General features: G+C 61.6%; 14 protein-coding genes. 6 read left to right on the forward strand and 8 right to left on the reverse strand.

Translation table 11 applies throughout. The features are described 5' to 3' along the window. Positions 1-480: 480 nt before the first annotated feature. A complete protein-coding gene (locus NLM33_RS23230; RefSeq protein WP_254099076.1) occupies positions 481-789 on the reverse strand; it encodes a hypothetical protein in 309 nt (102 codons plus the stop codon). Between the two features lie 258 nt (positions 790-1,047). Here NLM33_RS23230 and NLM33_RS23235 point away from each other — a divergent pair, with 258 nt between their 5' ends. The 3 genes from NLM33_RS23235 (at position 1,048) to NLM33_RS23245 (ending at position 3,802) form a co-directional block, all read left to right on the forward strand. Beyond that, positions 1,048-1,281 (forward strand): hypothetical protein, encoded by a 234-nt coding sequence (locus NLM33_RS23235; protein WP_254099078.1) that lies wholly within the window; start codon positions 1,048-1,050, stop codon positions 1,279-1,281. Positions 1,282-1,559: 278 nt separating this feature from the next. Beyond that, positions 1,560-1,949, forward strand: a complete 390-nt coding sequence (locus tag NLM33_RS49690) for a hypothetical protein (protein ID WP_371929978.1) — start codon at positions 1,560-1,562, stop codon at positions 1,947-1,949. A 1,391-nt stretch (positions 1,950-3,340) separates the two neighbouring features. Beyond that, positions 3,341-3,802, forward strand: a complete 462-nt coding sequence (locus NLM33_RS23245) for a hypothetical protein (RefSeq protein ID WP_254099080.1) — start codon at positions 3,341-3,343, stop codon at positions 3,800-3,802. Positions 3,803-3,871: 69 nt separating this feature from the next. Here NLM33_RS23245 and NLM33_RS23250 read toward each other — a convergent pair whose 3' ends face one another. The 3 genes from NLM33_RS23250 to NLM33_RS23260 all read right to left on the reverse strand — a co-directional run bounded on the left by NLM33_RS23250 (position 3,872) and on the right by NLM33_RS23260 (position 7,755). Continuing rightward, positions 3,872-5,905, reverse strand: coding sequence for a methyl-accepting chemotaxis protein (locus NLM33_RS23250; protein WP_254105861.1), 2,034 nt, complete (start codon positions 5,903-5,905; stop codon positions 3,872-3,874). A gap of 92 nt (positions 5,906-5,997) precedes the next feature. Continuing rightward, positions 5,998-6,981: a TRAP transporter substrate-binding protein gene (locus NLM33_RS23255; RefSeq protein ID WP_254099082.1), complete on the reverse strand. Its 984-nt coding sequence runs from the start codon at positions 6,979-6,981 to the stop codon at positions 5,998-6,000. Positions 6,982-7,302: 321 nt separating this feature from the next. Then, the gene (locus NLM33_RS23260; protein WP_254099084.1) at positions 7,303-7,755 is read right to left on the reverse strand and encodes a hypothetical protein; all 453 of its coding nucleotides are present in this window, start codon (positions 7,753-7,755) and stop codon (positions 7,303-7,305) included. A 362-nt stretch (positions 7,756-8,117) separates the two neighbouring features. Between NLM33_RS23260 and NLM33_RS23265 the strand changes: the two genes are divergently transcribed. From NLM33_RS23265 to NLM33_RS23275, 3 genes are all read left to right on the forward strand, one after another. Next, positions 8,118-8,294, forward strand: coding sequence for a hypothetical protein (locus NLM33_RS23265; RefSeq protein ID WP_254099086.1), 177 nt, complete (start codon positions 8,118-8,120; stop codon positions 8,292-8,294). A gap of 229 nt (positions 8,295-8,523) precedes the next feature. Further along, positions 8,524-8,682, forward strand: a complete 159-nt coding sequence (locus NLM33_RS23270) for a hypothetical protein (RefSeq protein WP_254099088.1) — start codon at positions 8,524-8,526, stop codon at positions 8,680-8,682. A gap of 22 nt (positions 8,683-8,704) precedes the next feature. Further along, a complete protein-coding gene (locus tag NLM33_RS23275; RefSeq protein ID WP_254099090.1) occupies positions 8,705-8,845 on the forward strand; it encodes a hypothetical protein in 141 nt (46 codons plus the stop codon). 53 nt (positions 8,846-8,898) lie between these two features. Here the strand turns inward: NLM33_RS23275 and NLM33_RS23280 are convergent, their stop codons facing one another. The 4 genes from NLM33_RS23280 to NLM33_RS23295 form a co-directional block, all read right to left on the reverse strand. Next, positions 8,899-9,981, reverse strand: coding sequence for an NAD(P)/FAD-dependent oxidoreductase (locus tag NLM33_RS23280; RefSeq protein ID WP_256570546.1), 1,083 nt, complete (start codon positions 9,979-9,981; stop codon positions 8,899-8,901). 6 nt (positions 9,982-9,987) lie between these two features. Next, positions 9,988-11,952 (reverse strand): CTQ-dependent glycine oxidase GoxA, encoded by a 1,965-nt coding sequence (gene goxA / locus NLM33_RS23285; protein ID WP_254099094.1) that lies wholly within the window; start codon positions 11,950-11,952, stop codon positions 9,988-9,990. Between the two features lie 234 nt (positions 11,953-12,186). Beyond that, positions 12,187-12,669 carry a transcription elongation factor GreA gene (greA, locus tag NLM33_RS23290; RefSeq protein WP_254099096.1) on the reverse strand — a complete coding sequence of 161 codons (483 nt, stop codon included), beginning with the start codon at positions 12,667-12,669 and terminating at the stop codon, positions 12,187-12,189. A gap of 66 nt (positions 12,670-12,735) precedes the next feature. Continuing rightward, positions 12,736-13,140 carry a hypothetical protein gene (locus NLM33_RS23295; protein ID WP_254099098.1) on the reverse strand — a complete coding sequence of 135 codons (405 nt, stop codon included), beginning with the start codon at positions 13,138-13,140 and terminating at the stop codon, positions 12,736-12,738. Between the last annotated feature and the right edge of the window lie 4 nt (positions 13,141-13,144).

The raw sequence follows: 13,144 nt of genomic DNA on the forward strand, positions 1-13,144 counted from the left end.
GAGAGACCGTAGCTCGAACCCTCCCTCATTTTTGTGCCCCAAGGGAAAAATCTGAGGGGGCACAACAGGGGCACACAAAATGCAGTATGGCCGCTTATGGCTCACTGGGGCTTAAAAAGACATAAAGCACTGTAATAAAATGAATTATTTCGACATAACTATGGCCACGCGCGGCCCGACTTGATCTACATATTGTGGTTCACACGGGAGAGGTCCAAGGTTCGATCCCTTGTGCGCCCACCATTGATCCTAGATTTCGAGAGCCGCTGAAAGCTCCCTTGCCGAGGCCGGCGAACGTGCGCCTTGCCCTCGCAAGCAGAATTCAGGCAGCCGACCGACATGGTCCGCGAAGTGCCACGAACCGACATTGCAAACGCAACTACTTGAGATCGCCTACCGGCTCGCTCGTAGCTAGTTCGGGAGAGCGGCATCTCCCCCACATTGAGAGTCAAGGATCAGCAGATCGAGCTGGTGAAGGTGTCAGAGGCAATTCAGATCGTCTCTATATCCACGGGAGAGTCGCAGCAGCGGCGGATTGCAATTCTGCAGCGTGACGACGGGTATCTCACGTTCGTAGAAGAATACTACTGCAGGTCGCAATACGGGGGCGAAATCATAGCTGAAGGTTGGCATCGACTTCCGCTCGAAGGCATTTTCGAGAGCGCAGAATCGGCTGAGGTGGCGCGCGGCTAGGACCTTGGAGGACGCGAGCACATTCGCGACGAGCCTCTTCCATCCAAGATCGGTGTAGTGAGCAACCATAATGCGCTGCCATTCAATGGGGGTCACACAGTCCTTCGCTGCGTGCTCAACGAAGGTCGCCAATAATTGTCGAGTGACGGGGCGTTCCACAGTCTGTAGCAACCAGAACCTGCCGTCACAAATCTGTGGCATGATCGATGCATGTTGAGGCCAACTGGGATTTCAGTGCCCAGTTCGAGAACAGATCGCTGCGGGGACCTGTCCCATTTCGAGCCCGGCAGCCTGATTTTTTTTGCTCCATGGCGCACGCATGCGTGCGCCAGGTAAAAACAAGAGGGCAAGAACATGAGCGATAAGCTACCGTCTGCGGCAAGATTTATGGTGCGGCAGGCATCTCAGGGTTGGATGGTCTACGATCGACAACGTAAAGGCCCCGCATTGATCGGGACTAATCTGGCTCTGGCGGTCAATCTGACGAAAGAGCAAGCCGAGCGCATCCAGCGAACGCTGGCTGCCGGCCTTGGGCCACAGGCCATCATAGTTTCAAATAGATCCGATTGCCTGTTCGTCAGTCGTTAGCCCAATGTGGGCCCGCTCCGGTTTTAGTCTCTAGAGCCCCGTTAATACGTCGCCAAAGCTCCCCCGGGGTGCCAGCCAACACCTTCTGGGCCTTCCGTTTTGCCGCCGCGTCGTTGGCGCATTCAAACTCCACCGCGCCGACCAAGTCACCGCGCTCATCCAAAATGTGGAGACGATAGCAGGTCATTGCCCATCCGTGCTTAGGCCCGACATTTTCTATCCCCCTGCTCAGCGAGCTTTGCAGGCCCCACGCATTCCAACTGGGACGCTCACGCGGAATGAAGCCCGCCATTCGCGACGGGCTCAAGGTTAAGGGAGAAAAGCGCCATGAAGACGCAGCAAAAGCCTACGACGAGTCGCGCCGATGCTGTGTGTCGCGATTGACACTGTGGACAACAAACCGCCCCCAGCGCGACACGCGAGGAATGACGGATCGGGGCTGGGGCAGCCCATTTGACGATCGGGTCAAGGTTCGCGGGCGCAAGCTCGTCACGCTGCGCGAAGCCGGCGAGTACATCGCCGCGTTGCCGAAGAAAGTGCACGACACGCCGGAATGGCAAGCGGCGATGGAAGCCCTGTTCCTGGTGGCAGAGCAAGGCGGAGCGACGATGCTTGCGCGCATTGGCATCATGCGATGCGCTGAACCGAAAGAACTGGGCCAGCAATGACCGCCAGCGTTTTCAACCTTGCGGACTTGTAACGACATGAACACCAAGGCGCCGCCCCCACGGCCAAATGCTGGCGAAATGTGACGGCTTATCAGCGGCTCACCCTTGGCCCCACAGAAACCACTCCGATGTTACTTCAAGCCGCAATTGTTTGCCTGATGGTACTCAGCATGAGCATTCTCATCGCCCACGCGGTCGACGCTCTTAGGACGTAGCAAGCCCGCCAGCGTGGACCGGTGGACCGTCGCTCGCCAATGTAGGGCAAATCAATCACGGCCGTCTTAGCGACATCCTGGGAAAAACTGGCAAAAGGCATTTGAAAGCCAAAAATGCCGTCTAATCTCTGCATGATGAGTCGGGGGTTAGTTGTGGGCGTTTATTTGTTATCCCTCGCCGCCTGCCTGGTCGCGATGCTCCTCTTTCTGGCATTCAGCCGATAAGGCCGACAGCGGACACATTTGTTGCCGCCAATCCTCAACCGGACGCGGAAATTGCGGTTCCTCGAGGATGGTTTTTGACTGTGCAGGAATGAGCGCATTCACTCCGCGAGGAGGTGGATGCTTTGCTCGCCTGGATCTTCACTCTTGTCGTTGCCTTAAGCGTGGCGGTTCTCATCGCTCACGTGATCGACGCGATGCGGACCTGATTGCTCGGTTGCAGATACAGGGTGTTCTCGGATCGTCGAAGTTGGCCTGGCTGTCGAACAGACCTGATCGAAGGCCCGGTCGAGGGCCTTGTGGTTCTTGGCGTGGTTGGTCTTGGCGTGGTGACCTTCTGATCCGCTTGTCCCGTGTCACGGAGACGCGGAAGTGCAAGCTCTCGCGCTGAGGCCTCTAGCGGCTCGTCCTTCATTCCATTGCGGAGCTGCGCCTTAATCCTCCCAGAGGCGCTTTCCGCACCCGCATTCGAACATGTGAGTGATGCCTCCGGTCTCGGAGTCCACCACTGTGCGTACGAGCTTCATTTTCTCGCCACAGATACGGCAGGTTCTGCTTGAGTTGTCCTCGACAACGCAAATCTTCTCAGCGCGAAATATTTCCATGAGTCCCGCCCCCCGGTCCGAGGTGACCGTAGCTGGAAATTACAACTTATTGCAGCAGGGAAACTGGAAGAACTAGGTACGAAGTGGCGTCAAATTTGCGACTGTACACGGGGCAAATTAAGACGCGTCAGCGAGTCTTGACGACCCCTTTTCAAGCGTTCCTCTCCGAGGAGGTAGCGCGATCGGATTGCGGAAAAGGTGCTTATTAAAAGACGGACAAGCCAATAAGGAATTTGCATGGGCCAGCGCACTACTAGACTACCGAATACGCTTGCAACGAGCCTGTTGTCTTATTCTAGGCCGATTCCGACGCGACGCTCAGGTCGGGCGGCGCTCGGGACCAACCGGCATGATCAGGATTGTTGCCGTTTGCACGATGTGCGTAGTCGGCATGGCTTCCCCGCTCGGCCCAAGCCGCGCGCCAGCACCAGTCGCCGAAGTTGGTATGGCGTCGGATTTTCCAGCGGTCAGCGGCAACAAAGGCGATCGGCTACCGATCCACACCGAACCAATTGCGCCGAAGGTCGACGTCGAGGCCGATAGGCCGGCCGTACCGACATCCCAAATCGCTGTTGCCCCGCCGCCGGCCGAACCCAAGGCGGAACGAAAGCTGCCCGAGTTCATTCCTCGTCACTGGCACGATCCGACGGCTTCGAAAAACAAGATCCAAAACCGCGGTGTCGCCGATGCGAAGAGATCGCAGACGCGTCCGATCGAAAAACCCAAGGAAGTCAGCGAAACGAAGAATTGCAGTTCAGACGGACTGGCCCCCCTTCTGCGGCAGCTTAATCTGCAGCCGCGCTGCGAGTGACAAGCTCGAACGCAGCTGCATGAATCGGTTGAGTGAGCTTCGCAAATCCGCTTCGTCGCGCCGGTCGGCTCAACCTGCCTTGCGCACCGTCTGCAAAAACTCCGCGACGTCGCGCTTGAGCGCGTGGGCCTGGTCCTGCAGGGCGGCGGCTGCAGCGAGCGCGGCTTCAGCGCCGGCATCGGTTTCGCCCGCGACGTTGCGGACGGAGCCGACCTGATCGGTCACGGCCGCGGTACCGTTGGCCGCCTGCTCGACATTGCGAGCAATCTCGGCAGTCGCGGCGCCCTGCTCCTCGACCGCCGAGGCAATCGTGGTCCCGATCTCGGTCATGGCGGCGATGGTCTTGCCGATCTGGCCGATCGCCGCGACCGACTGGCCGGTCGAGCTCTGGATCTCGGCGACGAGGCCCGAAATCTCTTCGGTGGCGCGCGCCGTCTGCGTCGCGAGGCTCTTCACCTCGTTGGCGACCACGGCAAAGCCCTTGCCGGCCTCGCCGGCACGCGCGGATTCGATGGTGGCATTGAGCGCGAGCAGGTTGGTTTGGCTCGCGATCGCCTGGATCAGCTGGACCACCGAGCCGATCCGCTCGGCCGAATTGGACAGCGCGCGCATCAGCGCCTCGGTGCGCGACGCCTCTTCCTTGGCCTGGTCGGACACCGAGACGGAGCGGGCCACCTGGCTCGAGATTTCCTTGATCGAGGCCGCGAGCTGGTGCGTAGCGGCCGCAACCGTCTGAACATTGGAGGAAGCCTGAGCCGAGGTCGTGGCGACCTGCTCGGCGAGCGAGCGACCGCGCTCGGCGACGCGGGCGAGGCTCTCCGCGCTCTGTCCCATCTCTTCGGCACGGCTCGATACGCCGCCGATGACGCCTTCCATGCCACGATCGAAGCGATCGGCAAGCGCCCCCATCATCGCCGCGCGCTCGGTCTCGGCCGCGGCGCGCTGCGCGGCGGCGTCCTGCTCCATACGGCGGACGGTCTGCGCACTTTGCCGGAACACTTCGACGGCACTGGCCATATGGCCGATCTCGTCGCCACGTTCGCCACCGGGGATCGCCTGGTCGAGCTCGCCGGCCGCAAGCGTCTGCATGCGCAAGGTCATCTGGCCGATCGGTCGCGACACGCTGCGCCCGATCAGCCAGGCAAGCAGCGCGCCAAGGACGAGTGCGGAGCCTGCGACCACCATCACCATGCTGTGCGTGCGCTCGACCGCTTCCGCCGTCAACCGGCTTTGCTCCGTGCGCGCCGCGCCAAGCGCCTGGCTGATCGTGCCGGTCTGCGCGTCAATCGCTTTGCTTGCCTTGCCGAGATCGGCCTGGCTCTTGCGCAGCTCGCCGACGGCGGCGACGAGATCGGGGAGTGTCGCCGATTGATCCGCAAGCGACTTTTTGAGCACCGCAACCAGGTTCTTCAGACGCGGCGCGTCGGCGCCACCGATCTCTGCCTCGCTATTGGCAATCGCGCCTTGCGCATACCCGATGGCAAGCACGGCATCGTCGGCGTCGGCTTGGGCCTGGGTCGCCATGTAGTGAAGCAGCGCAACACGCACCGCTTCGACCGAGCCGGCCAAACGCAGCGGGTTCAGCAAATGGTCCGCCCCGGACTGGTTGGCGAGCGTCACCTGGATCGCGGCGACGTCGAGACCGGCCGAAGCGCCGAGCGCCTCGCTCCTGGTGCTGGCGTTGCGCAAATGATCGACGGCGGCAGCGACTGCCGTGAAGGACTTCCTGTAAGTGTCGAGCGCTTCGACAAGCACGCCACGGCCGGCCGCAATTGCCGGTAGGCGGCCGAATTGCTGGTCGATCTGCTCGAAGACCTGGCCGAACTTATCGATCGCCTTGGCCGCGCTGTCGCGATCGCCGAGGTTGCGCGTCCGGATGAATTTTTCTACCGCGAGATCGGTCGAGAGCAGCGCGGCATGGACGCGGGCCATGCCTGCATCGCCATCGGCACTGGTGACGAGATCTCGGACCGTGCCGCCGATACCGGAGAGCCGCATCACGGCGAGCAGCGCCAGCACGGTGAGCAAGCCAAGGATCAGCGCGAAGCCGCCGAAAATGCGTGGGCGGATTCCAATGCGCGACAGGAGCAGGGACAGGGTCATGGCTTTTGAGGCCTTTTGATTGAGCATGATCTTTTCGGAAGACCGCTGCACGCGCTTCGGGCCAACGGCGCCCTTCGGATTCATCTGGTGCTCTACGGCGTAGCCCGGATTTGCGCGAGCACGTCCTTGCCGAAACGCTTCTCGAATTCAGGCTCCAGCGGCTTCACCGCATCGATGAAGGGCTGGCGATCAACTTTTTCGATGATCTCCATGCCGCCTTTGCGCAGCTCGTCGAGTTTCTTCGCCTCCTCTTCAGCACCGGCCTTCCAGGTGGCTTCGGCACCAGCCTTGGCAGCGGCGATGATGGTGGCCTGATCCGCGGGCTTGAGGGCCTGGAACATGTCGCGATTGGCGACGAAGGCGATCGGCGCGAAGAAATGCCCGGTCAGGCTGACATGTTTCTGGACTTCCTCGAGATGGCTGGTGGCGATGGTCATGACGGGATTCTCCTGCCCGTCGATGCGGCCATCCCTCAGCGCCGAATAGACCAGCGTGAACTCCATCGGCACGACCTCGGCGCCCAGCGCCTTGAAGGTCATCTGATAGACCTCGTTAGGCAGCACGCGGATCTTCAGCCCTTGGAGGTCGGCGGGCGAGCGGATCGGCCGTTTTGAATTGGTGATATTGCGAAAGCCCTGCTTCCCGATCGCGAGCAGCACCAGTCCCTTATCGGCGAAACGTTTAGCGAGCGCAGCGCCGACCGGCCCCTCCGCGACTGCCTTGGCTTGCGCAGCGTCGCGGAACAGGAAAGGCACGTCGAAGACGCCGAATTCCGGCACGGCGGAACTCACCACCGAGCCGGAGAGAGTTGCCATGTCGACCACACCGCCGCGCAGCGCGGCCAGGATAGCCGTCTCGCTCCCCAGCGTGTTGCCACCGCGTTCATCAAGGATGATGCGGTTCTCCGCAAGCTCAACGAGCTTGCGGCGGAATTCGTCCGAACCGATCTGCTGCGGCGCCTGCTGTGCCGAATTGAACACCAGCGACACCATCTGCGGCGTCCCGGTGGCGGGCATCAGCCCAAGAACCGACAGCACCAGGACAGCGCTGATCAGACCAACAGATTGCCGCTTCATCCAACGATCTCCCCCAGGCGCCGCGACGATAGCGGGATACGTTGTACGAAATGTTAACCTTGAGCGGCGCGCGGTCATACGGTGCATCAGGGTCGCAGGTCGGCGCCTCGCCTTCGCCTGTCGTCGATCCCGTCGCGAAGCCGACTTACCTTCTCTTCCAAAGCGCGATGAGATGAGGGTGAATCATCATCGCGCTTCGGGTTGTTGCTTGAGCATGATCTCGGCGCAAACGCGATCCGCTGATGTCGCGAGGGAGGACCGCTTCACGCACTTTGCGCCAACGCGGCCCTTCGGGTCCGGATCATGCCGTAGAGGCCGCCATCAAAGATTCTTGTTGAGGTAATCGCGGACCAGCAGCTTGTTTTGATTCGGCGTGAGACTGAAAAAGAACTTCACCGTTCCTTCGCCGTCCAGGGTCACCGACGGGGTGGACGCGCCACCGCAGGTCAGCGTCTTGACCTTTGCGCTCAACGCTTCCTTGCCGAGAGAATCCGAGCAAATATCCTCCATCGCAGCCAGGGCCGCGGTACACCACGAGACGACGTTCTGGCTGGCGGTCTGCGCGGAGTCGAAGCCGCTCCAGTCGAAGCCAGTCTTCAGATGCGTGCCACAAGCGCGGTCCGTGAGCTCGGCGGCATGCCCCAGCTCAGCTTCGCGTGAAGCGTGCATCCGCCGGTCTTCCAACGATTCCGCCGCCGCGATACGTACCCCAAGGCAGCAAAGCGCGAGCGCAAGCGCCGACCACTTGAGGCCACGGATCCTTAGTCTAGGCATTGAATTTCTCCTTTGCATTCGTGCGATTGCCAAGCTTGGTCGCAAGTCACCCGTATCGGGTTCGAACAACAGCAAGGCTGCAAGCGGATTTGACGTCGAGAAGGATGCCTCCGCGGAAACATGAATCAACAGCTCTCGACGTCCCGCAGAGCGTAGGGCCTCGTTTCCGCCTTCCCGCGGACGGTTGATTCCGTCTTCGCGGCCCAGAGCGTCAAGATCCATGCCGTGTCGATCGGATTGAGAGGGCTCAACTGCAAGTTGCCGGATAAAATTATGCTTATATGAAATAACAATGTTTGCTCTGACCTAATCAAGCGATTACGGTCCTCATCCCTTTTTGGTAATGAGTTCGGGGCCCGCCAATGACCGGTTTCCAAGCCAAGCTGGAACGCTTTGAATGCCTTGCTGACGAATGCGAGTTGATTGCCAAGCGGGCGGATGGAGGCAACCGCGAGCTATACCTGCGGATGGGCGAGCACTATCGCGGTTTGGCAAATGATATGCGCGCCCTCATTGCGTCGTTCGACGTCGCCGCCTGATCGCTCGCACCCCGGCCACGGCAGCGCGCCGTCACCCGGTCAGCGGACATTTTGCCCGAGCGCCCAGCCCTCAGCTGGTAGCTGATCCGCGCGCCCTCGGCCAAGCCCGCATAGCCGCTGATTTGCCACCGAAATCCTCCCCAGCCGTACACTCTGGCGATAGGAACGTTTTGATCCGCTGCGAGTCACTACAGGCGCAATCGATCCGGTGTTGCCTGAGGGTCGACCAATGGACAAAGCAGCCAATTACGCCATCTCGGCTCTCATCATGGGAACCGGTATCTGGATCTTTGTCACCGGCCTGTCCTCCACCTCACCCGCCCTGTGGACTGTCGTCGCGCTAGACCATATCTTGATCGGTCTCATAAGCGCCGTCGGCCCCAGCTAGCAATTTCGGTGAGGCCTAAAGGATGCTCGACAAAGCGATGCAGCTTCAGCTTCCTCACTGGCTGATGATCGCCGGCATGTTTCTGGTGATCATCGGGACTCTGGGCATGCTCATTCCGCGGCGAAAGGAGCCGTCTTCGAAGCAGTCGGCCAATGACCGATAGCCAAGCCTCACGGGCGCCCAATTGCGCTCTCCGCATGCCTTGAATGTGCGGGATTAGATCCCCTCGAGCGAAGTGCCGTTGCGCTGCCGCCAGAATGGCGCGTCGGGAAAGCGATGTTCGGATGCGTAGATTGCGCGCTGCGTGACGAGATAGGACGCGATCCCTTCCAAGAACTGTCGTTCATATTGCCGGAATGCGGTGCAATCCTGAGCCAGGAGGCCCGTTGCACTCCCGGCAGCCTGGATGCCGCTCCATAGCGCGGTGGCAAGACCGTTCGCGCCCAACGGATCGAGGGCACTCGCGGCATCACCAGCCCGGACGATGCGATCGTCCATCAGCTTTGACAATGTTACGGTGCTCGCCGGCGCGAATTGCAGTTGGGCGCACGTGGCCGCGTCGATACCGAGGCTCGTCAGCCGCGCCGAGACCGCGCTGGTCTGCGAGGCCATGTGTGCCCACAGATTCATGTCTCTGCGCAGTCCCGCCGGCAGCAAATCCGAATCCGTGAAGAAGCCGAGCAGGATCCGGTCGCGGGGCATCACGGACATGTACCACCATCCCGTCGCCACAGCCTCGACAAGAGTCGCCGGCACGGCTTCGGCCTCGTCCTCGAGGTCGAAGATACCGTAACAGGCCACCAGCTTGTCGAGACGGCGAAGCTGCGCTTCGGATCCAGACGTCACGGCGGAGCGGCCGGAGCAATCGACGACGAACTCCGCTTCGATCGAGGAACCGTCGGCAAGATCAACAGCGACGTGTGTCGGCGATCTCGATAGCCGGCGAGCCTCGGAGGAGAGCCGCTCGACGCCGTCGGCATCAAGCGATTCCGCCATGCGCTGTTCGAGCCGTTGCCGATCGATGTGCCAGCCCGACTCCTGGTGAAACGTGTCGCGCCGCAGCGCGGCCCGGCCCCACAGGGAATAGCGCCCCTGACACGCGATCGCGGTCTCCGCGTCAAGCAAACCTGACCAGCCGAGGCTTTCCAGATAGGGCGACGCCCGAAACGAGAGCGTTTCGCCGCGACTGGCGACATCGTGTCCGGGCGCAATGAGAAGGGGACGGCATCCCCGCCGCAACAGGGTGCGGGCGCAGGCCATTCCTGCCATTCCCGCGCCCAGAATCACGACCTTGCGCATTCTCGTTCAGGTGGGATCTTTGCTCGCAGAGAGATCGAGCGTACCGCGCTGCACTTCGACAAAGACATCCCGGGGAATGCCGGGGAGATCCTTCGGTCCGGTGCGGCGCACGACGACGCCCATTTGCGTCCACAACGCGATCATTCGCCGCAGTCCATCGGTGTAGCTCGCCTCGACATGCAGACCGATTCCAGTCGCCCCCCGCGACCATGCAACTCGCGCGTGATAGAAGCGAAGTCGCTCTTCCGCGGAAAGATCCGCCCGCATCATCTGTTTGTAGAAACCTTCCGGCAGCACATCGACCGGAAGCAGTGCGGGCCACCATACGGGCGTCGGGAACCCCTCTCCGGTGAGCACAGACTGGCAACTGAACGCATCGCCCTGCCAGGGAACGCCCATCCATCGCGTGAGATCACCGGGCGCCTGTGGCCCCACGGGGGCACCATCTTCGGGCCGGCCGGGATGACCGGAGAAGACATTTTGCGGATTGAGCTGCAAGCCCACATCCTGAACGAGGCTTTTCCTTTTGGAGATGGCGATGCGGAAGGGCAGCGCCGTTTCCTTCGTCGAACGATAAAGCGCAGCGTGACGGACCGGCCATGTAATTTCCACGCCCGGATGGAACGCACCACCCGAACACGCATCCAGCGCCGCGCGGGTGAGCGCTTCCGGCCGCAGCGACAACGGCATGTCGTCGAGCTGCCCGACGGCGTCGGCTGCTGAATCGTCGAAGTCGTTGGTGAACGCACCTTTGGCCCAGTGGCTCAGGATCTGGTATTGCGTGGAAGTCAGCGTGAGCCAGCCGGTCGGGCTTCCCGGGAAGTTGACGCCATCACCCAGCATTGGCGGCAGCGCGTCGGGGCGCCGATCTTCGCCGCCGGGTTTGCGGAACGCCGCGAGAATCTTTTCGCGTGCGGGACGGGCTTTTTCCGTGGGGTCGGCAAGCGTTTTGATGACAGCCGGATCTGAAAGATCGTCAAGATCGTTCCAGGCTTTGCTGAGATAGGACGCCTGCACGATCCACTGCATCATGCCGGAGCGCCGCAGGATCGGAAGGACATCCCGGCGGAAGGACACTGGCGCGGCCAGCATTTTCATATGCCCGGACGCGATCATCGCTTCACGTGCGGCGTCGTAGAGGCTGACGATCGGTTCGATCTGGGGCGCGAATTTCGGACCGCAGCAAACCACCCAGGCCGGCTCGCAATCCACGTCCGCATCGCCGATCCGGGCCGTGGCCTTCACCCAGCCATCACACCAATCGTCATGCCATCCGTCGTTGTTGGTGAAATCGCGCACCGGATTCTGTGGCAAGGCGGAATTCGAGACGCCATCGGCAGGAAACACCAGAAGACGACCGGATTCGTCGGTGCGCAGATGGCCGAGCGTCACCGGCATCTTCTTCCAGAACTGACCAGCCATGCGGTAGGTCGCGTCGCGCCCGTCCGCGTTCTTCGAAGCGCCGTCAATCCGAACCGGGCCAGCGTCGATGACCAGCATCTCTTCGCGGCGAGCCTGCGCTATTTGGGCGTTACGCAGCGCGCCGGGAATGCCGGGCGCGCTGTCGCCACCATCCATCGCGTTCGAGTAGCCGTACCAGGCCGCCTTGCTGTTGGCCACGTGCACCGTCCAGCGCAGACCATCGGATGCACCCAGCTCGCGTACCACGCGTCCCTGATCGTCATAGCCGTACACGCGAAAACGCTGGACTTGCTTCTTGAGACGGCCCGGTCCCTGCTTGAAACCGCCCGGCGGCTCGTTCATCAGCCCCGGAACCTCGGGTGCGAAAAACCATTCGTCGCCATTGCCGACGCGCGAAAAGCCGATCGCCGGGAAAATCGCTGCACGCACGATGCGCGCGCCAGCCGGCGCCGGCTCCTGCGCTTGCACCGGCAACACCGCCGCCTTGAAAAGCGCAGGCGCGGCAAAACTGAGGGCGGATGCGCTGATCAGAAAATCGCGGCGCTTCATGAGCAAGAATCTCCGGCTGTGATCTGCTATTGCCGACGGGTTCTCTAGCGGTTGCGAAAACCGGGAATCAGCGACCAGCGCATCGCCCGAATTCATCAGATCGATGAGCTGAACAGAACAAGCACTAGGTAGAATTATTTAACGGGTGATTATCATCGCTTCGGTCCGCTTCGACGACGGCCGCGCTGCGATCCGACGAGATATTCTCACCTAGCGCACGTCGTGAGCGCACCTTCACGCGATCGAAAGAATCTCGAGCTCCTGATTGCCCGAACCGACGACGTCGCCGACCGCCTTCCCGATCAGCGATTTCGCGACCGGAGCTACGAAGGAGATCGACCCGGCCTTCGGATCGGCTTCGTCTTCCCCGACGATGCGATAGGTCTGCACGCGGCCATCGGCCCGGCTGAACGTCACCGTGCTGCCGAAGGCGACCGTATCGGTCGACGCCGGATCGGGGACCAGCTGGGCCGTGCGCAGCCTTTCTGCGAGGTAGCGAACGTCGCGCAAGGGCACCGCCGACTGCCGGCGCTTTTCGTTGACATCTTCGATACGCTGCGCGGCCTCATAGGCCTCGCGCGCCTGCCGAAGCTGCAACTCCAGAGCTTGCAATCCTGATTGCGTCACCAGGTTGGGATGCGGCGAAATCGGGCGATCCGGCAACAACGTCTCGGATGCGGTTTCGGCACTCTCTTCTTTGGTAAAGGCGACGCTCAATCCAGGACCTCATCGATGTCGAGGGGCGGCGCAACGTGGTCGCGTCGCACCGCTTGCCAGCATGCGCTACTTCTTATCAAACGGAATGTACCGCTGATACTCCTTCGGCACCGAGCTGCGGTAGCGCGAGGGAACCGTGCCGGTGTCGATCGAATGATCGATTTCCTGCTGCCGCGTCATCTGCTTCTTCCTGGCCGGCTTCTTCTCGGTGGTCTTCTTCGAATCCGTTGACGGGGTCGCGGTCGTCGCAGTCGCGGCGGCCGGAGGCGTCGTTGTAGCCGGCGCGGTGGTCTGGGTCGTCGCAGCCGGCGCCGTCGTGGTTTCGGCAGGCGCAGGGGTCGTGGCTTGAGGTGGCGGCGTGGTTGCCGCAGGCGGTGTGGTGGTGCCGTCGGTGCCCTGCGCCAGCGCGGTCGGCATCTGCAATATGAGCGCGACTACGGCACTCGCGGCGAGCAAATATGACCTTTGCATCAGA

The organism is Bradyrhizobium sp. CCGUVB1N3, assembly GCF_024199925.1.
Classification (GTDB): domain Bacteria; phylum Pseudomonadota; class Alphaproteobacteria; order Rhizobiales; family Xanthobacteraceae; genus Bradyrhizobium.